This window comes from Brevundimonas halotolerans, assembly GCF_003730275.1.
GTDB classification, from domain to species: Bacteria; Pseudomonadota; Alphaproteobacteria; order Caulobacterales; family Caulobacteraceae; genus Brevundimonas; species Brevundimonas halotolerans.
Genome location: NZ_QTTA01000010.1, coordinates 12,054 through 30,633, shown reverse-complemented (window position 1 = coordinate 30,633; position 18,580 = coordinate 12,054). Strand labels below are relative to the sequence as shown.

The following is an 18,580-nucleotide window of genomic DNA, read 5'->3' as shown; positions in this document are numbered from 1 at the left end:
CTACAGAAGGGTTCGCTTGAAGAAGTCCGACGCCATGCGGTGAACCTCTTGCCACTGGGCGGGGGTATAGAGGTGCCCGGCGCCACGCAACACCTGCAGCCGGACCGGTACGTCCGCCTGCCGCAGAAACTCGACCCACCGGCGGGTGCTTTCGGGCGAGACATGGGTGTCGTTCTCGGACTGGAGGATCAGAACGGGAATGCGGCGACGCGGCGGGCGCGGGACATAGACATCCCAGCCGCCTGCGACACCAATGGCCGCCGCCGCGCGACTGTTCCCGAGTGCTCCGTCGACCGCCACATAGGATCCCAGCGAATAGCCCATGATGCCAATGCGGCGCCGGTCAATGCCGGACTCGATCATCCAGTCCACGGCGTCGCTGCCGACCGCGCGCCAGGCGTCCATGACCGGCTCGGGCCGCACCCCATCATCCGCCGCCGCGTCGTAGTAGGCGGGCACAAGCACCTTGAAGCCCTCGACAGCGAACTGCTCGGCCAGCGTCAGATAGGCCGGGCCTATGCCACCCGAGCCATGCAGGAAGACGACCGCCGCGCCATTCGGCTGCGCAGGCGTGTATAGCGCCGCGCGGATCGGCTTGCCCCGGCTTTCAAACGTCAGTGTCTCGACAGAGAAAGCTGCCTGCTGTGCGCGGACAGCCCCGACCAGAAAGGGCGTTGTAACAGCCGCCATCAGAAGCCGTCGGCGAGTGGCTGTCATGTCAGGGTCCGGTCGAAGAACCGTCCGGCCACATCGAATATGGTCCGCCATTCACCGGGATCGAAGCGGTGGCGGGGCGAGGTCAGCTCATACGTTTCGACCGGCACCCCGGCGGCCGACAGGGTCTCGGCCCGCTCCCGCACGCGTCGGGCCGACACCAGAGGATCACCATCGGCATAGACGCACAGCACCGGCGGTCGGTGGCGGATATCGGCGACGTCCAGTGATCCGCCCGAGGCCACGCCGACGAACGCCCGCGCGCCGCCTTCCTCGAGCACACCATCCAGCCCCAGCGAGCCCCCCCGGGAGAAGCCCAGCGCGCCGACGCGGTCGGGATCAACGCCCGGTCGCCCGCCAAGCCACCCCAGCCCGTCAAGGATCGCCTTGCGCCATCGTCGCGCCGCCACAGCCGTGCTCCGTCGCTGGCTGGGCGTCGCGTCGAAATAGTTGGGCATCAGGCAGTGATAGCCCTGCGCCGTCAGGGACAGGGCCCCTTCGGTGAAGATGTGCACGTCATCCTGAGCGCCGCCGCCGCCATGCAGCAAGGCGACCGCCGCCCCGGCCATGGGCCCACGGCGGGCTTCACCGACCGGCGAGAACAGCAGCCCGTTGATCGGGAAAGACCCGCTGGGATAGGTGACCAGTGAAATGCCCAGCGCAGCCGGATCCTGGGCACGGGCCGGTCGCGGCCAGCTGCCCGTCGTCGCCGCGAGGCTCCCGATCAGAAGCTGGCGACGGTCCGGGCCCATCTTACCGGTTCAGGCTCAGGTGGTTGATCAGGTCCGTCCGGGTGATCAGGCCCACGAACTTCTCCCCGTCCAGCACGATGGCCACGCGATCACGGTCGAACAGCGGCACCAGGGCCTCAAGCGGCTCATTGACCTGAACCGTATCCAGCTCTCGCGTCATGACCTTGGAGACCGGCATCCGGAAGCGCTCCTCGCGGGTGATCGCGTCGGTGTTCATGGTGTGCACCAGATCGCTCTCGTCGACGATGCCGACCAGCCGCCCTTCACTGAAGATCGGCAGCTGCGAGACGTCCGCCCCGCGCATCCGCTTGAACACGGTGTCGAGCGTGTCATCCGGCCCGGCGAAGACGACGGCGCCGTCCTCGTACTTGCGGGTGATCAGGTCTGACAGGTCACCATGCAGCTCGCGCTCGCCCAGCCCCTGGTCGGCCAGCCAGGCATCGTTATAGACCTTGGACAGGTACTTGGCCCCGGTATCGCAGACGAAGGTCACGCAGGTCTTTGGCTCGGTCTGCTCGCGGCACCAGCGCAGCGCGGAAGCGATCAGCGTGCCGGAGGACGAGCCCGCGAGGATGCCTTCCTTGAGCAGCAGCTCGCGGACTGTGGCGATGGCCTCGGCATCCGGGATGGAATAGGCCTTGTCAATCAGGTCCATATGGGCGGTTTCAGGCACGAAATTCTGGCCGATCCCCTCGACCGTATAGCTGCCTTCCGGACCGGGAACCCCCTCGTTGACGATGCCGGCCAGCGTCGAGCCAACGGGGTCGGCCAGGATGATCTCGGCCTTTGACCCCTTTGACTTCAGGAACTGGCCGATGCCGGTGATTGTCCCGCCCGAGCCGATACCGGCGACGAAGGCGTCAACCTTGCCGTCCATCTGATCCCAGATTTCGGGCCCCGTGGTCTCGAAGTGCGCGAGGGTGTTGGCGTCATTGGCGAACTGGTTGACGTAGTACCCACCCGGGATCTGCTGGGCGAGCCGTTCGGCCATATCGGTGTAGTACTCGGGGTGCCCGTGCGGCACATCGGAGCGGGTCAAACGGACGTCGGCGCCCATGGCCCGCAGGTGCTGAATCTTCTCCTTGGACATCTTGTCGGGGATGACCAGCAGGACCTTGTAGCCCTTGGCCTGCCCGACGAGCGTCAGGGCCAGACCGGTGTTGCCCGCCGTAGCCTCGACGATCGTGCCACCGGGCTTGAGCCAGCCTTCCCTCTCGGCCGCAGCGATCATCGACAGGGCGATGCGGTCCTTGATCGAGCCGCCGGGGTTCTGGCTTTCCAGCTTCAGGAACAGGCGGCACTTGCCGGTGTTCATGCGGCTGACCTCGACCATGGGCGTCTTGCCGATCAGGTCGAGCAGCGAGGCGGTGGGACCGGCAAGAACCGGTTGGGGGGCAAGCGACATCCAGAACTCCTGAGGTTTGGCCGGAAGCTGGTCCCACCGCCCGCTCAGGTCAAGCCGCAGACGACAAAGCGCGGGACGACAGAGGCCGAAGCGCGTTATGAGGGGATGATGAAGAAGTCGCACCCACGCCCGCCCGCCGGACTTCCGGACAAGGACACCCTGCTCGCCTTCCTGCGCGAGACCGGCTCGGCCCAGAAGACCGACATCGCCCAGCATTTCGGACTGAAGGGCGCGGATCGCCGTGCGCTGCGCCAGATGATCCGCGAACTGGAAGACGAGGGCCGCCTGGGCCGGCGTGGTCGCAAGGGTCTGAGCGAAGCCGGGGGCCTGCCGCCCGTGGGCGTGGCCGACATCGTCGAGCGCGATGTCGATGGCGAGCTGATTGTACGACTGGTCGAGGCCTCGGACGACGCGCCCTCCGCCGTGTTGATGCCCGATCGCAAGGATCGCGGCCCCGCGCCCGGCATGGGCGACCGGCTGCTGGTCCGGTTCGCGCGCGGCGACAATGGCTGGGAAGCCCGGCTGATCAAGAAGCTGGACACCGGGGCCGACCGGGTGCTGGGCGTGATCCGCAGGTCGGCCCGACAGGTCCGGATCGAGTCGGTCGACCGCCGGGCCAAGGACACCCTGATCGTCCCCGAAAGCCAGGTCGAAGGCCTGAAGGACGGGGATCTGGTGCTGGCCACCGTCGAAAAGGGCTGCGACCGCCATGGACCGAAACGCGGCAAGGTGCTGGAGAAACTGGGCCGCGAGGATGATCCCCGCGCAGCCTCGCTGATCGCCATCCACAGCCATGGCCTGCCGACCGGCTTTTCCGAGACGGTCGAGTCCGAGGCCGAAGATCAGGCCCTGCCCTCGCTGAAGGGGCGCGAGGACCTGCGCAACCTGCCGCTGATTACCATCGACCCGGCCGACGCGCGCGATCACGACGACGCGGTCTTTGCCCAGCCGGATGAGGATGCCAACAACCCGGGCGGCTGGATCGTCTGGGTCGCCATCGCCGATGTCGCCGCCTATGTCCGGCCCGGCACCGCACTGGATCAACAGGCCCGCGACAAGGGCAACTCGACCTATTTCCCGGACCGGGTCGAACCCATGCTGCCCGAGGTGCTGTCGAACGGCCTGTGCAGCCTGAAGGTCGGCGAGAACCGCGCCTGTCTGGCCGTGCGCATGGTGTTCGACGCCGAAGGGAAGAAGCGCAGCCACCGCTTCGTCCGGGGCCTGATGCGCTCGCATGCCAGCCTGTCTTACGAACAGGCACAGGCCGCAGCCGACGGCCGGTTCGACGATGTGACCGGTCCCATAGTCGACGTCATCCTCAAGCCCCTGTGGGCCGCCTATCGCACCATGCTGAAGGGGCGCAAGAAGCGGGCGCCGTTGGCCATCGAGAGCCTGGAACGCAAGATCAACATGTCGCCGAAGGGCGAGATCATCTCGATTGAACCGCGGGTCTCGCTGGAGGCCCACCGGCTGATCGAAGAGATGATGATCCAGGCGAACGTCTCGGCCGCAGAGACGCTGGAGCAGAAGCGCACGCCCCTGATCTACCGCGTGCATGACACCCCCAGTCAGGAGAAGGTGTTCAACCTCGCTGACTTCCTGCAGACGCTGGGCCGGCCGTGGAACAAGGGCGAGCCGCCGACCACCAAGAAGCTCAACGCCCTGCTGGACAGCATGCGCGACACGCCCCACGCCGAGATCGTCAATGAGGTCGTCCTGCGCAGCCAGATGCAGGCCATCTACACGCCGGACAACATCGGCCACTTCGGGCTGAACCTTGACCGCTATGCCCACTTCACCTCGCCGATCCGGCGGTACTCGGACCTGATCGTCCACCGGGCGCTCATCCGGGCGCTTGGCCTCGGCAAGGATGGCCTGACCGAGCGCGAGGTTGCCGAGCTGTCCGGGATCGCCGAGCATCTGGTCATGACCGAGCGCCGCTCCATGGCCGCAGAGCGCGACGCCACCGACCGCTATGTCGCCGCCTTCCTCGAGGAGCGGGTCGGGGCGACCTTCGAAGGACGGATCACGGGCGTCACGCGCTTCGGCCTGTTCGTGCGGCTGCAGGAGACCGGCGCCGACGGCCTGATCCCGATCTCGTCGCTTGGCCGGGACTATTTCCAGCACGACGAGGCGGCCCACGCCCTGATCGGCCATAGAAGCGGCGACCGATGGACGCTGGGCCGCACGGTCGAGGTCAAGCTGGTCGAGGCGACCCCCCTGACGGGCGGGCTGGTGCTGGAAATGCTGTCGGATGCCGAGGAGGGCAAGCCGCCCGGTAACTCCGGCGGCCGAGGCGGTCCCCGCGGTGGACCACCCCGGGGCGGCAAGGGTCCGCGCGGGGGCAAGAGTGGTCCGCCTTCCGGCAAGCCGAAGGGGCCTCGGCGCCGCAAATGAGCCAACCGTTCGATGCGCGCGCGGATCTGGCTGATTCGCCCGATGTCGGCGCCCGGGTTCGCCCCCGCGACGCCGCCACCCTGATCTTGACGCGCAGCCGCGCCGGACAGGCCGAGGTGCTGATGGGCCGTCGGGCACCCGGCCATGTCTTCATGGCGTCCAAGTGGGTCTTTCCCGGCGGGCGGGTGGAGCGCGGGGACTATACCGCCCCCTTTGCCACCGATCTCTCGCCGGACGAGCTTGCGCTGCTGGAGCGCGAGATGCCCGAACGACGCGCCCGTGCGCTGGCGCTGGCCGCCGTCCGCGAGACCCACGAGGAGACGGGTATCATCGTCGGCCGCCCGGCGCCCGCGCGCAGTCTGGCCGGGCCGTGGCGCAACTTCCTGTCGACCGGGCATCAGGCCGATCTGGCAGGCCTGCGCTACATCGCCCGGGCCATCACGCCACCGGGACGACCACGACGGTTCGACGCCCGCTTCTTTCTGGCGGATGCGGACGCCATGGACCTGCCGGCGCGCACCGACCACGGGGACGAGCTGGAACGCGTGGCCTGGATCCCGCTGGATGATCTGAAAGACCTCGCCCTGCCCGCCATCACCCGGTTCGTGGTCGGCGAGGTCCGGGAACGGCTCGCGGGGCGGGACCCCGGTCGCCCCTTCATTCGCCAGCTGCATGGCCAGCATAAGATCGATCGTCTTTGACCCCCTCCCGGACGGGGCGTATCTGTGGGGCTTGCCCTCTCCTCGAGTATCGGCCCTGATCGCGTGAAACTGTCCCGCCCCTTCATCAAGCTGCCCTTCCGCTTCGACGTGGACCAACTGCGGCGCGAGGTCGAGGCTTTCCCGGCTGACGCCTGGGCGAAGCATCCGAACAACATCCCCGGCAACAGCGCCCTGCGGCTGATCACTGTGGGCGGCACCGAGAACGACGACGTGGCCGGGGCCATGGCGCCGACGCCGCACCTGCAGTCTTCGCCCTATATCCAGCAGGTGCTCAGCCACTTCGGCGTGGTGTGGAGCCGGTCGCGGCTGATGCGGCTGGGACCGGGGTCGTCGGTCCCCGAGCACACGGACATCAACTACCACTGGTTTCACCGGGTGCGGCTGCATGTGCCGATCGTGACGACGCCGGACGTTCGCTTCCACTGCGATGACGAAGTGGTCCACATGGCGCCGGGGGAGGCCTGGATCTTCGACAACTGGCGGGTCCACAAGGTCGACAACGGCTCCGACATCTCGAGGGTGCACCTCGTGGCGGACACGACCGGCAACGGCCGGTTCTGGGACCTGGCCGAGGCGGCCGCGACCCAGTCCCTGCCCGAGACGCCGATCCCCTTCCGACCCGGTCAGCGGGCGCCGCTGGCGGTCGAGCAGTTCAACATCTACCGGGTCATGCCGCCGTCCGAGGTCGATGAGCTGCTCAGCGACCTCGTGGCTGAGACCGGCTCGGTCCGGCAGGGCGACGAGGGCCGGGCACATCTGCAGCAGTTCGCCCGGCTGACCCACGGCTTCCGGCAGGACTGGCGCCAGCTGTGGTCGCTGTTCGCCGACACCGACCGGGGCATCCCCCACTACCAGAAGCGGCTGCAGATGCTGATGCAGCAGGTCACGGCGCTGGGCGACGACCTGAGGGTCAGCTCCAACATGATGCCCGTGCCCGCCGTGGTCCGGCAGCGGATCGGGGCTTACGGCGTCAACCCGGGCGTCGCGCCCATGGGCGGCGGGGTCGCCACGGGCATGATGGGTCAGCCCGCCCCCGCAGCCGCGGGCGCGAGCCCGGCCCCGGCGCGCCCCTCGGCCATCCTGCAGACGCCGGACTATGACCGGCCGGTGATCATCGTGGCTGCGCCCCGCTCGGGTAGCACGGCCCTGTTCGAGACCCTGGCGGTGACGCCCCAGCTGCACACCGTGGGCGGCGAGGCCCACTGGCTGGTCGAGGGCTTCAAGGCCCTGCGGCCCGGTGCCCCCGGCATCGACTCCAACCGCGTCACGGCCGAGCACTTCAGCGACCCGATCGGCCTGGCGATGAAGGCCCGGCTGGCCGAGAAGCTGCGTGACGGGGCCGAGCGGCCCTTTGCCAACCAGGACAGCGTGCGGCTGCTGGAGAAGACGCCCAAGAACGCCCTGCGGATCCCCTTCTTCAACGCCCTGTTCCCGGACGCGCGGTTCGTCTTCCTGTGGCGCGAGCCGGAGGAGAATGTTTCCAGCATCATCGACGCCTGGCGGTCAGGCGGCTGGGTCACCTACCCCCAGCTGCCGGGTTGGGAGGGGCCGTGGTCGCTGCTGCTTCCGCAGGGCTGGCAGGGCCTGAAGGACAAGCCCCTGCCCGAGATCGCGGCCTACCAGTGGGCGACGACCAACCAGACCATTATGGACGACCTGTCGGCCCTGCCGGCGGACCGGCGCCACGTCGTCCGCTATGCCGACTTCGTGGCCGATCCGGCGGCGGTGGTGCGCGGCATCTGCGACTTCGCCGATCTTGAGTTCGACGCGGCGCTGGCGGAGCGGACCGGCGGCAAGCTGCCGGAGTCGCGCCACACCCTGACCCCGCCCGCCCCCGACAAGTGGAAGAAGAATGCGACGGAGATCGAGCCCCTGCTGGCGGGCCTGAAGCCGATCCGGGACCGGCTGGCCGGGTTCTGATTCCTATTCGGCGGCGGTCGCGGCGACCGACTGTTTGTCCTTCAGGGTGACCAGTTCCTCGGCCAGCGTCGGGTGAACGGCGCAGGTCGCGTCCCACTGGGCCTTGGTCAGGCCGGCCTTGACCGCAATGGCGGCCAGCTGGATCATCTCGGGCGCCTCGGGGCCGACGATGTGGACGCCGACCACGCGTTGGGTGTCGGCATCGACCACCAGCTTCATCAGCACCCGCTCGTCCGAGCCGACGAAGACGGTCTTCATGGGCCGGAAGCGGGTCAGATAGACGTCCACCCCCTTCGAGCAGTGACGCCGCGCCTCGGCCTCGCTGAGGCCGACCACCCCGACCGGCGGCTGGCTGAAGACGCCGGTGGCGACGGCCTCATAGTCGAACGACGAGGGATTGTCCTTGTAGCGGGTCTCGTGGAAGGCGACGGCCTCGCGGATGGCGACGGGGGTCAGATTGATGCGGTCGGTGACGTCGCCGATGGCCCAGATGTTGTCGACGCTGGTACGCGAATACTGGTCGACCTTGATCGCCCCGCCCTCGGTCAGTTCGACGCCGGCCTCCTCAAGCCCCAAGCCCTTGACGTAGGGGGTGCGGCCGGTGGCGAACATGACGGCCTCGGTCGTCAGCTTCATGTCGTTCTCGAGATGGCTGACGAGGCCGTCGGCGGTTTTCTCGATCGACGAATGCTGGCAGCCCAGCACCACCTTGATGCCGCGCCGCTCGATCTCGCCCGCCAGATGGGCGCGCACATCATCGTCAAAGCCGCGCAGGATGTTGGGCCCGCGATAGACCAGGGTGGTCTCGACGCCGAGGCCGGCAAAGATGCCGGCGAACTCGACCGCGATATAGCCGCCGCCCGCGATCAGGATACTCTTCGGCAGTTCCGGCAGGTGGAAGGCCTCTTCCGAGGTGATGGCGTGCTCGATGCCCGGCAGGTCCCCGGGCACCCAGGGGCGGCCGCCGGTGGCGATCAGGATGGTTTCGGCCGTGACCGTGCGGTCGACCGAGCCGTCCTTCTTGAGGACCTCGACCGTGTGCGCGTCCTTCAGCCGGGCGCGGCCGTGGATCAGCTCGGCGCCCGCCTTGCCCAGATTGGCGACATAGATGCCCGACAGCCGGGCGATCTCGACGTCCTTGGCCTCGAGGAAGCGCTTCCAGTCGAAGGTCGCGCCCTCGATGTTCCAGCCATAGCCCTCGGCGATTTCCAGCGCGTGGCTGACCTCGGAGGCCATGACCATGAATTTCTTGGGCACACAGCCGCGGATGACGCAGGTGCCGCCGACGCGGTGCTCCTCGGCCACGGCGACCGTCTTGCCCGACAGGGCCGTCAGCCGCGCCGCCCGCACCCCGCCCGAGCCCGCACCGATGACGAAGAGGTCGTAGTCGTAGGTCGTGGGCATTCGGGGCTCCTGAACCAGACGGTGAAAAAAGACCGTCTGAATGGTCTGAATAGTCTGAAACCGGGGGCGGTCCGGAAATCAGACGGTGAAATTAGACCGTCTGAACCGTCTGAAGGGTCTGAAATCGGCGGCAGTGCCGAATTCAGACGGTGGGAAAAAAAGGGTCTGAACCGTCTGAACCGTCTGAAATCCGCTCCGGCGAAAACAGGGTGAAAAGGGGTGCTGCAGAGCGGGTCGCTCCGTCGTCTCAGGGACTTAGGGATGAGGGGTGGGTGGGGCAAGGAGGCCAGACACACAGCATTGCTGGCAAGTTACCGCCAGGTCGCGACGTCCTCACCTCGGGGGGACAAGGGAAACAGGCTGAGGAAGTCCCTCCTCACCTTTCGCGGGTTGAACGGCAGCGTTTGCTCCTGGGCACGGGATGCCTCCGCCAGGAAGGCGGGCTCGTGATCGGGGAACCGGCCTGCGCAAAACTCCGCCAACTCGAAACAATATCTGGCGAGATAGCTGGCGTCAGAGAGGCTGCCGACGCGTCCTGCCCTAAGCTGGTCAATCGTCGCCTCGAGCGCCTTGAGCGCCGGCTCAGCCTTGTGATTTCGGTAGTAGATCACCGCCGCCGACATATTCATCATGGGTATGGCGTCGCGACTGGGAATCTGAAGTCCAAACTGGTTGAAGCAGGCTTCGATGTTACGCTCCGCCTTCACCCAATCCTGAGCCCGCATGGCGTCGGCGGCTGCGTTCAGTCTTCCTATGTGATGAAAGATGCGGATCAAGTGCCAGAGACGGCCCCGGAAATCACGACCGGGGGCTTTCACGGCACCAACACCTCAACCCCGTCGTCGGTCCCGATGATCGCCTCATCCGCGAGGTCGAGGAACAGACCGTGTTCGACGACGCCGGTGATCAGTTTCAGGTCGTCGGCGAGGCGGCTGGGGTCGGTGATGGCGCCGCATCTGGCGTCATAGATCAGATTGCCACCGTCGGTGCGCACCAGTCCGCGCTCGGCGGTGCGGACCCGGGCGGGCATGGCGATGTCGTGGTCGGCCAGTACATCGGCGATGCGGTTGCCCGTGGTCTTGTGCCCGAAGGCGACGACCTCGATCGGCAGGGGGAAGGCGCCGAGCGTCTTCACCACCTTGGCCGCGTCGGCGATGACGAGGCAGCGGTCCGAGGCCTCCCACACCAGCTTCTCGCGCAGCAGGGCCGCGCCGCCGCCCTTGATCAGGGCCAGACCCGGTCCGACCTCGTCCGCCCCGTCGACGGTCAGGTCGAGGCGCGGGGTGTCTTCCAGCGTCGACAGCGTCAGGCCCAGCTCGCGCGCGAGGTCAGCGGTCGCATCCGACGTCGGCACGCAGCGCAGGTCGCGCAGGTTGCGCGCGGCCAGCGCCTTGACGAACCAGGCGGCGGTCGAGCCTGTGCCGAGACCGACCTTCATGCCCGCCTCGACCCGAAGGGCGGCGGCCTCGCCGGCGATGCGTTTTTGGGAATCGGACATTTAGGCTCCTCCCCTGCTTGCGGGGGAGGGGGACCCCGGAGGGGTGGAGGGGGCAAAGGTCAGGAGGTGGCGTCTGGTATTCGCCCCCTCCACCGCCGTTCGGCGGTCCCCCTCCCCCGAAGCTGCGCGTCGGGGGAGGATCATTTCTTCTGGCTGGCCTTCTTGGCGGTCATCATCTGCATGAAGCGGGCGGCCCAGCCGTCCTTGACGGTCTGGGTGGCGCGGCCGAGGGCGAGGGCGCCGTCGGGGACGTCTTCGGTGATGACCGAGCCCGAGGCGGTCATGGCGCCGGCGCCGATGGTGACGGGGGCGACCAGCGAGCTGTTGGAGCCGACAAAAGCCCCCTCGCCCACTGTGGTCTTGTGTTTGAAGACGCCGTCATAGTTGCAGAAGATGGTGCCGGCGCCGATGTTGGCGCGCGGGCCGACCTGGCCGTCGCCGAGGTAGGACAGGTGGTTGGCCTTGGCGCCCTCGCCGATGTGGCTGTTCTTGACCTCGACGAAATTGCCGATGTGGACGTCGCGGTCCAGACGGGCGCCGGGGCGCAGGCGGGCATAGGGGCCGACGATGGCGTCCTCGCCGACGGTCGCGCCTTCCATATGGCTGAAGCTGCGGATGCGGGCACCGGATGCGACCTTCACGCCCGGGCCGAACACGACATAGGGCTCGACGACCACGCCGGCTTCCAGATCGGTGTCCCAGGCGAAATGGACGGTGTCGGGCGCGGGCATGGTGACGCCGCGGGCGAGGAAGGTGTCGCGCTGGACCTTCTGGAACAGGGCCTCGGCCTCGGCCAGCTCGGACTGGGCATTAACGCCCATGACCGCATCCTCGGACGCCATGACGGCGCGGGTCGGCACCCCGGCCTCGCGGCCCAGCTGGACGACGTCGGTCAGATAGTATTCGCCCTTGGCATTGTCGTTGCCGACCTTGTCCAGCAGGTCGAACAGGACACGGGCCGGGGCCGACATGACGCCGGAGTTGCAGGTCCGGATGGCCAGAACCTCGGCGGAGGCCTCCTTGGCCTCGGTGATGGCGGCCAGCTCGCCGCCCCGGATGACCAGACGGCCATAGGCGCCGGGGTCGCGGGCCTCGAACCCGATCACCGACAGGGCATCGGCGGCCTCGAACACCGGGGCGATGTCGTGGGCCTTGAGCAGGGGCACGTCGCCATAGGTGATGACGACCTGGCCGTCGAAGCCGTTCAGCGCTTCGCGCGCACACAGGACGGCGTGGCCGGTGCCCATGGGCGGGTCCTGAATGGCGATGGCGGCCTCGCCCAGACGGGCGACGACGTGAGCGCGAACCTCGGGCGAGTGGGTGCCGACGACCACGACGATCCGCTCGCAGCCCAGGGCCTCGGCCGCGTCGATGGCGTGGTCCAGCATGGCGCGGCCGCCGACCGGATGCAGCACCTTGGGCAGGCGGGACTTCATGCGGGTGCCCTGCCCCGCGGCCAGAATCACGGCAGCGCGTGCGGGCCCGGTATGGCTGTGGGTGGTCACGTGATCGTCCCTCGTCTAGTCGTCCGTCTGGTCGTCCGGGGCGGCATAACGCATGAGACGGCATAAGGGGAGGCTATATGTCTGCAAAGGCGAAGGAATGGACGCTGCTGTTCGACCTTGACGGGACGCTGGTCGATTCCGCGCCAGACCTGATCGGCACGCTGAACGCGGTGCTGGCGACCGATGGCCTCGCCGAACTGCCGCTGGCGCAGGGGCGTGACCTGATCGGGCATGGGGCGCGGGCCCTGTTGCGGCGCGGATATGAGACGGCGGGGGCGCCGCTGGGGGACGACGCGCTGGATGTGCGGTTCGCCCTGTTCCTGGAGCTGTATGTCGGGCGGATCGCCGACCTGACCCGGCCCTATCCCGGCTGTGTCGCGGCACTGACCGCGCTGAAGGCCGAGGGCTATACGCTGGCGGTGACGACCAACAAGCGGACCGATCTGTCGGTGGCCCTGACGGATGCGCTGGGCCTGACCGGCCTGTTCGCCTGTGTGTACGGCCCGGACCGGGTCTCCGCACGCAAGCCCGATGCCGCCCACCTGATGGAGGCCATTGCGGCCTGTGGCGGACGGGCCGACCGCGCCCTGATGGTCGGCGACAGCAGTCTGGACGCCGGGGCCGCCCACGCCGCCGGCCTGCCGTTCGTGGCGGTGAGCTTCGGCTATGCCGACATGGCGATTCCCGCGATGAAGCCGTGGGCGGTGCTGGACCATTACGACGCCTTTCCGGCGCTGGTGGCGCGCTGTGTGGCCGAGACCGAACAGGCCCTTGCCCTTGCCGGATCGCCGGGCTAAACACCCCGCCTCCTGACCGGTCGGATGCGTAGCTCAGCGGGAGAGCACCTCGTTCACACCGAGGGGGTCACAGGTTCAATCCCTGTCGCATCCACCATTCCTTGCTTATGCCGTCATGCCTCGTGTGAACGCCCCGGCCCGGGCGCGCTGACCTGGGCGACCGTTTCTGCGATACGTCTGGCGGCTTCTTGCAGATCACTGTCGGACATGCGCTCGAGCATTAGGCGCAATAAGACGGATCGTCTGGCGGCTGCCCCGCGGCGGTAGGCAGGGTCATAGTGTTGCAGCATCAGATCCGTGACGAGCTCGGGAAGACGTCCCTGTTGCGCAGCGGCGGACCAGCCCGCGATGGTCTCCCGGCTATGGTGGCGAGGGAGGCGGGCGAGCGCGGCCTGCAGCGCCTCGACATCGGCACCAATCGCTTGATACTCGCCCAGGATATGCGCGACGCGCGCCTCGACCGGTACGATCAGCTCGATGCGGGGCGCCCGTTTCATCGCCGTCCAGAGGACCGGTGGAAGCGAGAGGTTGCCGATACGGCTGGATTCGGCTTCGACGATGATCGGCCGTGTCCGGTCCAGACAGGCCAGCGCCTCGGCCAGGCGGGTCTCGAACAGCTTCTGGCCGGGCTGGGGAACGTGCGTCGCGCCGAACAGTGAGCCCCGGTGATCGGCCAGGGCCTCAAGGTCAATCGTCTGGACACCCTCGTGCGAGAGCCGGCGAAGGAGCTCGGTCTTGCCGCTGCCGGTATACCCGTCGAGAAGAATGAGGTTCAGTGCCGCATCACCGGGGGGCTCCTCGCCATAGAGATCGGCCACGACCTTTCGCCGCCAGGTCTGATACCCGCCCTCGAGCCGGGTCACCGGCCAGCCGACCTGCTCCATGACCGTGGCCATGGCGGCCGACCGCTGGCCGCCGCGCCAGCAGTAGACGAGGGGCCGAAAACCCCCGTCATGATCCGCCAGCGCGGTCTGCAGATGGTCGGCGATGTTGTGGGCGACCCAGGCCGCGCCGGTGCGCCGCGCGAGAAATTTGGAGCGCTGCACGAACATCGTACCGACCTCGGCGCGTTGGGCATCGTCGAGAACAGGCAGGTTGATCGCGCTCGGGATATGGTCTTCGGCGAACTCTGCCGGGCTACGGACGTCGATGATCGCATCGTAGCCCTGACGGGCGGCAAGGCTCAGATCGGTCGTCGTGCGAATCACGGACCCTGAACCACTGTGACGCCAGCGGGTCCTTCCAGCACCCGGCCGACCCGACACGCAGAGGCGAAGCCAAGGGTCCGGGCCAGAGCCAGGACCTCTTCAGCCCGGTCCGGAGCTACCGAGATCAAAAGCCCGCCGCTGGTCTGAGGATCCGTCAGCAGGTCCCGTCGCCAGGGTGCGAGGCCATCCGGCAGGATCACCGCGGCGCCATAGGCCGTCCAGTTGCGGGTCGACGCGCCGGTGCGGACCCCGGCTTCAGCGAGCGCGATGGACGACGGCAGACAGGCGGGGGCGTCAGCGTCGACTTCGATGGCCATCCCGGACCCGCGCGCCATCTCCAAGGCGTGACCCAGCAGGCCAAAGCCCGTGACATCAGTGACGGCGTGGACGCCCTCAAGGTCCGGGAGGCGTGCGCCCAGGGTGTTCAGCTGGGTGGTGGATGCAATGAGGGCTTTGTAACCCGCGTCGTCCAGCCGCCCCTGTTTGAAGGCCGCGCTCAGAACGCCGACGCCGAGAGGCTTGGTCAGGATCAGGACGTCACCTTCCCGGGCCGTGCGGTTCGCAAGCACCTTTTCCGGATGGACCAGGCCGAGGGCCACGAGCCCGTAGATGGGCTCGACGCTGTCGATGGAGTGACCGCCGGCGATCGGGATCCCGGCGGCGGCGCAAACCGAGGCGCCGCCCTCCAGCACCTTGCCGATCGTCCCGACGGACAGCTTGCCGATCGGCATGCCGACGATGGCCAGCGCGAGGATGGGAGTCGCCCCCATGGCATAGACATCGGACAAGGCGTTGGTCGCGGCGATACGGCCAAAGTCGAACGGATCATCGACCATCGGCATGAAGAAGTCTGTGGTGGCGACCAGGGCCTGGCTGTCGTTCAGGCGCCAGACCGCCGCATCATCAGACGTCTCCCTGCCAACCATCAGCGACGCAAAGGGCGCGGCCTGCGGTGTGCCCGCAAGGATCGCCTGGAGGAGATCGGGGGCGATCTTGCAGCCACAGCCGCCACCATGGGCAAGCGATGTTAGTGCGGGCTCGGTGAGGGTCATGTCTCGCCGTCTCCTGTCCCGGGGCCCACGTCAACCCTCCGGGGTTCCGGATCAGCGGGTCGGGCAGGTCGCCCGGCGGCTGGAGGGGCATGGGAAAACCCTGGCGACATGTTCCTGTCACGCCGCGCTTGATCGGGGCCTGTAACCGGTTACGTTGACCGCAACGAGAAACGAAGGGCAGGAAGCGCGATGGCAGGCGTCCGTCTCAACGGCGTGCGGAAGGACTTTGGCGCCGTGCAGGTGCTGAAGGGCATCGACCTCGACATCGCCGACGGGGAGTTCGTCGTGTTCGTCGGACCGTCGGGCTGTGGCAAGTCGACCCTGCTGCGCACCATCGCGGGGCTGGAGGACGTCAGCGCGGGCGAGGTGACGATCGGCGACCGGGTGGTCAATGAGCTGTCGCCCTCGGACCGGGGCATCGCCATGGTGTTCCAGTCCTATGCGCTTTATCCGCACATGACAGTGCGCGAGAACATGGCCTTTGGCCTGAAGCTGGCCAAGCACGACAAGGCCGAGATCGAGCGGCGCGTCGATGCGGCGGCGGCTATCCTGAACATCACCGACTATCTGGACCGCAAGCCCAAGGCCCTGTCGGGTGGGCAGCGCCAGCGGGTGGCCATCGGACGGGCCATTGTGCGCGAGCCGCAGGTGTTCCTGTTCGATGAGCCGCTGTCGAACCTGGACGCGGCCCTGCGGGTGCGCATGCGCTATGAGTTTGCGGCCCTGCACCAGCGGCTGAAGACCACCATGGTCTATGTGACGCACGACCAGATCGAGGCCATGACGCTGGCCGACCGGATCGTGGTGCTGAACGGCGGGGTGATCGAACAGGTCGGCGCGCCGATGGACCTGTATGAGCACCCCTGCAACCGCTTCGTCGCCGAATTCATCGGCAGTCCGAAGATGAACATGATCTCCGTGACGCTGGTCGAGGCCGGGCCGAAGGGCGCGGTGCTGAAGACCGCCGGCGGCGATACGCTGCGGGCCGCGGTCAAGGCCGAGGGCGCGAAGCCGGGCGATACGCTTACGCTAGGGATCCGGCCCGAGCACCTGTCGCTGGACGGACCGGGCGAGGCGATTCACGGGCGGGCCGACTTTGTCGAGACTCTGGGCAATGCCACCTATGCCTATATCGACATCGGCGAGGGCCACGACAGTATGACGGCCCAGCTGGCCGGGTCGGCGCGGCCGAAGTCAGGCGACCGGCTGGAGCTAAAGCTGCAGGCCGAGCACGCCTATCTGTTCGATGCCGACGGCAAGGCGTTTCAGCGGCTGTAGCGGCTGACGCCTGCTCAGGGCTTGCGTTCGACCTTGAGGGCGTAAGCGCCGGTTTCGGACTGGCCGTAGCTGCCGGCGCGGATGATGTAGACGCCGTCGTCGGGGACTTCCCATTCCAGACGCGCGTGGGTGTCGGACAGGCCGTCGTCGTCGCTGGCCAGCACCTCGATATCATCGTCATCCTTTTCGCGACCTACAATAACAAAGGCGTCGAAGGCATTGGAAACCATGGTGATAATCAGAGTCTCCCCTTCCTTGGCGTGGATGCGGTAGGCGTCGAAATAGCTGCCGTCGCCGGCGGCGGCATCAGCCTCACCCAGGGTACCACGGGCCGTGGCCCCGACCAGAATACTGCCCGGCGCGGGGGCGGGGCCCCGGTCGATCAGTTCGAGGGAATAGAGGCCCTCATTGTCCGCGCTGAGCGGGGACAGGCGGATCACATAGTCGCCGTCCGCCGGCAGGGTGAAGTTCAGGCGTGAGTCGGTGCCTTCGCCCAGCCCGTCGTCGTCGGTGGCCAGGGCTTCGAACTCACCCTCGGCAGAGCTGATCCTCAGGAAGGTGTCGAAGTCGCCCGAGCGGGCGATGATCTGGACGCGATTGCCCTCGACACCGGTGAAGCGGAAGGAATCGTAGTTGCGGTCCTGACCGTCCAGCGGGTCCTTGTCGTCGATGACGCCTTCCTGAATGGCGCCGAAGGCGATGGGTTCGGGCGGGCGCTCGGGCGCGATCTCGGCGAGGCTGAGCGTATAGTCGCCCTCGACCGTCTGGCTGAAGCCGCGCACTTCGACCAGATAGGGGCCGGAGCCCTCGAGCGTGCGGATCAGGCGGGAGTTGGTGCCGTCGTTGTCGTCGTTGTCGCCCAGACGTGTCGGCGGTGTGCCGTCGTCGCGATAGAGCACCAGATAGGTGTCGAAATCCTCGGCCTCGAGGCGGATGTCGATGCGCTGACCCTCGCGTCCGTCGAAGCGGTAAAGGTGCGCGCGGTAGCCTTCGTCATTGACCGGCGTCTCCGCATTGATCGTGCCGGTGAGGCTGTCGCCGAGGGTCAGCCGCTTGGCCTCGGGCGGCGGCGGGGCGGGCTGGAGGGAGAGGGTGTAGGTCCCGCCCTCGCTGGCCGAGAGAGGACGGACCCGGATGACATAGTCGCCGCGCGCCGGGGCCGCGAACACCAGCCGCGAGTTGAGGGTTTCACCGTCGTCGTCGTTGAAGGCCAGTTCCTCGAACCCGCCATCCGTCACCCGACCGACCTGCAGATAGGTGTCGAAGGCGTCAGAGGTCAGGAGCAGGACCATCCGCTCGCCCTCGTCGGCGGAAAAGCGATACGCGTCATAGGCCACGTCCTGATCGTCGACGGGATCGGTATCGTCGATGACGCCCTCCAGCGATTGGCCGAGGGCGATGGTGCCGGGCTCGGGCGCGGGCGGGGCCGGCGGACGTTCACGGGCAATCAGATTGTAGGTCCCGAAGGCCCCCTCGGAAAAGGCGCGGGCGCGTAACGTATAGAGGCCATCGGCGTCGGCGGTGTAGCGCAGGCGGGCATCGGTACCGTCGCCCGCACTGTCGTCATCGACGGCCACAGGTTCGTCCATGTCGGTGCCATAAAGTTCGAGGTAGGCGTCAAAGTCGTCGGAGCGCATCTCGACCTCGAACCGCTGACCGGCCGAGAGCGTCACCGTATAACTGTCATAAGGGGCGCCCAGATCGTTGATGGTGTCGCCTTCCTCAAGCGCGGCATCCAGACCCTCGCCCAGCACAAGGGTGCCGGCGTCCTGGGCTGACGCGCCACTGGCCGCGAGCAGGGCCAGCGCCGAGGCGCCGGCAAGGCCGAGCAATCTGGTCCCGTGGAATCGGCGCATGGTATCCCCTTCACAGCTTTCCCCGATCATAGACGCCGAACCCCGGCCTGTGTAAATCGCCTGACCGCAACG

At 67.6% G+C, this 18,580-nt stretch carries 15 protein-coding genes and 1 tRNA gene; 6 read left to right on the top strand and 10 right to left on the bottom strand.

Annotation, left to right across the window (positions count from 1 at the left end):
• Genes EG854_RS03405 through EG854_RS03395 form a run of 3 tightly spaced genes read right to left on the bottom strand, consistent with a single transcriptional unit; the run spans nucleotide 1 to nucleotide 2,871 of the window.
• The gene (locus tag EG854_RS03405; RefSeq protein ID WP_164461807.1) at nucleotides 1-717 is read right to left on the bottom strand and encodes an alpha/beta hydrolase family protein; all 717 of its coding nucleotides are present in this window, start codon (nucleotides 715-717) and stop codon (nucleotides 1-3) included.
• Nucleotides 714-1,466 (bottom strand): dienelactone hydrolase family protein, encoded by a 753-nt coding sequence (locus EG854_RS03400; RefSeq protein WP_123286329.1) that lies wholly within the window; start codon nucleotides 1,464-1,466, stop codon nucleotides 714-716. The genes EG854_RS03405 and EG854_RS03400 overlap by 4 nt, the downstream gene beginning before the upstream one ends.
• A gap of 1 nt (nucleotide 1,467) precedes the next feature.
• Nucleotides 1,468-2,871 carry a pyridoxal-phosphate dependent enzyme gene (locus EG854_RS03395; protein ID WP_123286328.1) on the bottom strand — a complete coding sequence of 468 codons (1,404 nt, stop codon included), beginning with the start codon at nucleotides 2,869-2,871 and terminating at the stop codon, nucleotides 1,468-1,470.
• A 108-nt stretch (nucleotides 2,872-2,979) separates the two neighbouring features.
• On the opposite strand from EG854_RS03395, the gene rnr reads away from it, so the two are divergent.
• The 3 genes from rnr to EG854_RS03380 all read left to right on the top strand — a co-directional run bounded on the left by rnr (nucleotide 2,980) and on the right by EG854_RS03380 (nucleotide 7,910).
• Complete coding sequence (gene rnr / locus EG854_RS03390) at nucleotides 2,980-5,268, top strand: ribonuclease R (protein ID WP_123286327.1); 2,289 nt, start codon at nucleotides 2,980-2,982, stop codon at nucleotides 5,266-5,268.
• Complete coding sequence (locus EG854_RS03385) at nucleotides 5,265-5,969, top strand: NUDIX hydrolase (RefSeq protein ID WP_123286326.1); 705 nt, start codon at nucleotides 5,265-5,267, stop codon at nucleotides 5,967-5,969. The genes rnr and EG854_RS03385 overlap by 4 nt, the downstream gene beginning before the upstream one ends.
• 63 nt (nucleotides 5,970-6,032) lie before the next feature.
• Nucleotides 6,033-7,910, top strand: coding sequence for a sulfotransferase (locus tag EG854_RS03380; protein ID WP_123286325.1), 1,878 nt, complete (start codon nucleotides 6,033-6,035; stop codon nucleotides 7,908-7,910).
• Nucleotides 7,911-7,913: 3 nt separating this feature from the next.
• Here EG854_RS03380 and gor read toward each other — a convergent pair whose 3' ends face one another.
• The 4 genes from gor to glmU form a co-directional block, all read right to left on the bottom strand.
• Nucleotides 7,914-9,314: a glutathione-disulfide reductase gene (gene gor, locus EG854_RS03375; protein WP_123286324.1), complete on the bottom strand. Its 1,401-nt coding sequence runs from the start codon at nucleotides 9,312-9,314 to the stop codon at nucleotides 7,914-7,916.
• A gap of 311 nt (nucleotides 9,315-9,625) precedes the next feature.
• Nucleotides 9,626-10,090 (bottom strand): hypothetical protein, encoded by a 465-nt coding sequence (locus EG854_RS03370; RefSeq protein ID WP_164461804.1) that lies wholly within the window; start codon nucleotides 10,088-10,090, stop codon nucleotides 9,626-9,628.
• 38 nt (nucleotides 10,091-10,128) lie between these two features.
• On the bottom strand, nucleotides 10,129-10,812 hold the full coding sequence (gene rpiA / locus EG854_RS03365) for a ribose-5-phosphate isomerase RpiA (protein ID WP_123286322.1): 684 nt from the start codon (nucleotides 10,810-10,812) through the stop codon (nucleotides 10,129-10,131).
• A 140-nt stretch (nucleotides 10,813-10,952) separates the two neighbouring features.
• Entirely contained in the window at nucleotides 10,953-12,317 is a 1,365-nt protein-coding gene (gene glmU / locus EG854_RS03360; RefSeq protein ID WP_277424044.1) for a bifunctional UDP-N-acetylglucosamine diphosphorylase/glucosamine-1-phosphate N-acetyltransferase GlmU, read from the bottom strand.
• Between the two features lie 77 nt (nucleotides 12,318-12,394).
• On the opposite strand from glmU, the gene EG854_RS03355 reads away from it, so the two are divergent.
• Together EG854_RS03355 and EG854_RS03350 are read left to right on the top strand one after the other, a co-directional pair.
• Nucleotides 12,395-13,114, top strand: a complete 720-nt coding sequence (locus EG854_RS03355) for an HAD hydrolase-like protein (protein ID WP_123286321.1) — start codon at nucleotides 12,395-12,397, stop codon at nucleotides 13,112-13,114.
• Nucleotides 13,115-13,136: 22 nt separating this feature from the next.
• Nucleotides 13,137-13,211 (top strand) — tRNA-Val (locus EG854_RS03350).
• Nucleotides 13,212-13,227: 16 nt separating this feature from the next.
• Here the strand turns inward: EG854_RS03350 and mnmH are convergent.
• Nucleotides 13,228-14,322 carry a tRNA 2-selenouridine(34) synthase MnmH gene (gene mnmH, locus EG854_RS03345; RefSeq protein ID WP_123286320.1) on the bottom strand — a complete coding sequence of 365 codons (1,095 nt, stop codon included), beginning with the start codon at nucleotides 14,320-14,322 and terminating at the stop codon, nucleotides 13,228-13,230.
• Complete coding sequence (gene selD / locus EG854_RS03340; protein WP_123286319.1) at nucleotides 14,319-15,374, bottom strand: selenide, water dikinase SelD; 1,056 nt, start codon at nucleotides 15,372-15,374, stop codon at nucleotides 14,319-14,321. Before selD ends, mnmH begins: the two co-directional genes overlap by 4 nt.
• A 189-nt stretch (nucleotides 15,375-15,563) precedes the next feature.
• Here selD and EG854_RS03335 point away from each other — a divergent pair, with 189 nt between their 5' ends.
• On the top strand, nucleotides 15,564-16,652 hold the full coding sequence (locus tag EG854_RS03335) for an ABC transporter ATP-binding protein (protein ID WP_123286318.1): 1,089 nt from the start codon (nucleotides 15,564-15,566) through the stop codon (nucleotides 16,650-16,652).
• 14 nt (nucleotides 16,653-16,666) lie between these two features.
• Here the strand turns inward: EG854_RS03335 and EG854_RS03330 are convergent, their stop codons facing one another.
• Nucleotides 16,667-18,508: a pre-peptidase C-terminal domain-containing protein gene (locus tag EG854_RS03330; RefSeq protein ID WP_123286317.1), complete on the bottom strand. Its 1,842-nt coding sequence runs from the start codon at nucleotides 18,506-18,508 to the stop codon at nucleotides 16,667-16,669.
• Between the last annotated feature and the right edge of the window lie 72 nt (nucleotides 18,509-18,580).

Bases quoted from the DNA above. Each gene is read 5' to 3' on its own strand.
- EG854_RS03335 (WP_123286318.1), top strand. From the start codon at position 15,564: ATGGCAGGCGTCCGTCTCAACGGCGTGCGGAAGGACTTTGGCGCCGTG.
- EG854_RS03330 (WP_123286317.1), bottom strand. From the start codon at position 18,508: ATGCGCCGATTCCACGGGACCAGATTGCTCGGCCTTGCCGGCGCCTCG.
- EG854_RS03385 (WP_123286326.1), top strand. From the start codon at position 5,265: ATGAGCCAACCGTTCGATGCGCGCGCGGATCTGGCTGATTCGCCCGAT.
- EG854_RS03400 (WP_123286329.1), bottom strand. From the start codon at position 1,466: ATGGGCCCGGACCGTCGCCAGCTTCTGATCGGGAGCCTCGCGGCGACG.
- EG854_RS03355 (WP_123286321.1), top strand. From the start codon at position 12,395: ATGTCTGCAAAGGCGAAGGAATGGACGCTGCTGTTCGACCTTGACGGG.
- selD (WP_123286319.1), bottom strand. From the start codon at position 15,374: ATGACCCTCACCGAGCCCGCACTAACATCGCTTGCCCATGGTGGCGGC.
- EG854_RS03395 (WP_123286328.1), bottom strand. From the start codon at position 2,871: ATGTCGCTTGCCCCCCAACCGGTTCTTGCCGGTCCCACCGCCTCGCTG.
- EG854_RS03405 (WP_164461807.1), bottom strand. From the start codon at position 717: ATGACAGCCACTCGCCGACGGCTTCTGATGGCGGCTGTTACAACGCCC.
- rpiA (WP_123286322.1), bottom strand. From the start codon at position 10,812: ATGTCCGATTCCCAAAAACGCATCGCCGGCGAGGCCGCCGCCCTTCGG.
- gor (WP_123286324.1), bottom strand. From the start codon at position 9,314: ATGCCCACGACCTACGACTACGACCTCTTCGTCATCGGTGCGGGCTCG.
- rnr (WP_123286327.1), top strand. From the start codon at position 2,980: ATGAAGAAGTCGCACCCACGCCCGCCCGCCGGACTTCCGGACAAGGAC.